1 pseudogene is annotated in these 1,020 nt (G+C 54.1%); it reads left to right on the forward strand.

The annotated features are described in order from the left end of the window. Nucleotides 1-944, forward strand: a pseudogene (locus NFS22_RS23620) (tape measure protein); the annotation flags it as partial. Nucleotides 945-1,020: the final 76 nt, after the last annotated feature.

Raw genomic sequence — 1,020 nt, forward strand, 5'->3', positions numbered from 1 at the left:
GTGCAACTTTTTCCGCTACGGTAGCTCAGTACGGATTAAACGCCGCTCTTTATGCCTGCCCCATTACATGGATTGTCATAGCTGTCATTGCCCTTATCGCTGTATTCTATGCGGCTGTGGCGGCGGTCAACCATTTTGCGGGGACATCCCTGTCCGCTACCGGGATTATCTGCGGGGCCTTTGCCGTGGCGGGTGCTTTTATCCTCAACCTTATTCTGGGTGTGGTCAATTTCGTTATCAGCATCGGCGTGGAAATTTACAACCTGATTGCCACTTTCGCCAACTTCTTTGCAAACGTGTTCAACGACCCCGTGGGGGCAATCATCAACCTGTTTGCGGGGATGTTTGACTTTATTCTGGGTATCGTTCAGAGCGCTGCATCCCTCATTGATACTGTGCTGGGCACCGATATGTCCGGCGCTGTGGCCGGTTTTCGCAATACTGTGGCCACAAAGGTGGAGGAAATCGTGGGGGAACAGGTTGAAGTGATGCAAAAGCTGGACGCCTCTGATTATCAAATCCAGCGGATTGAATACGGGGACGCCTGGGCCGCCGGTAACAACTTTGGCCGGGGCATTGAGGACACTGTTGGCGGTCTGTTCAGCGGTTTTAGCACTGACCCCAGTAATATGGGAGATGACCTTGGCGGGGGCGGAGCTGGATATGTCCCCTATGATGAACTGAGTAAAGGCGTGGGGGATATTTCCGACAACACCGGCAGCATGGCCAAGTCCTTGGAGGTGAGCGGTGAGGAGCTGGAATACTTGCGGGACATTGCAGAGCGTGACGCCATCAACCGTTTCACAACGGCGGAGGTCAAAATTGACATGACCGGCATGACCAACAAAATTGACGGCGGAGCAGACTTGGATGGCGTCATCCGAGAGCTGACAGACGGCTTTACGGAGGCCCTGGTCACCGCCGCTGAGGGGGTGCACGCATGAGCTATGCCTGCTATTTGGCCGGGGTACAGATGCCCACCCCGGCCAAGTTGACCGTTAAAATCAAGAACAAAAACAA

Origin of the sequence: Flintibacter muris (genome assembly GCF_943192995.1) — a bacterium.
Taxonomy (GTDB): domain Bacteria; phylum Bacillota; class Clostridia; order Oscillospirales; family Oscillospiraceae; genus Lawsonibacter; species Lawsonibacter muris.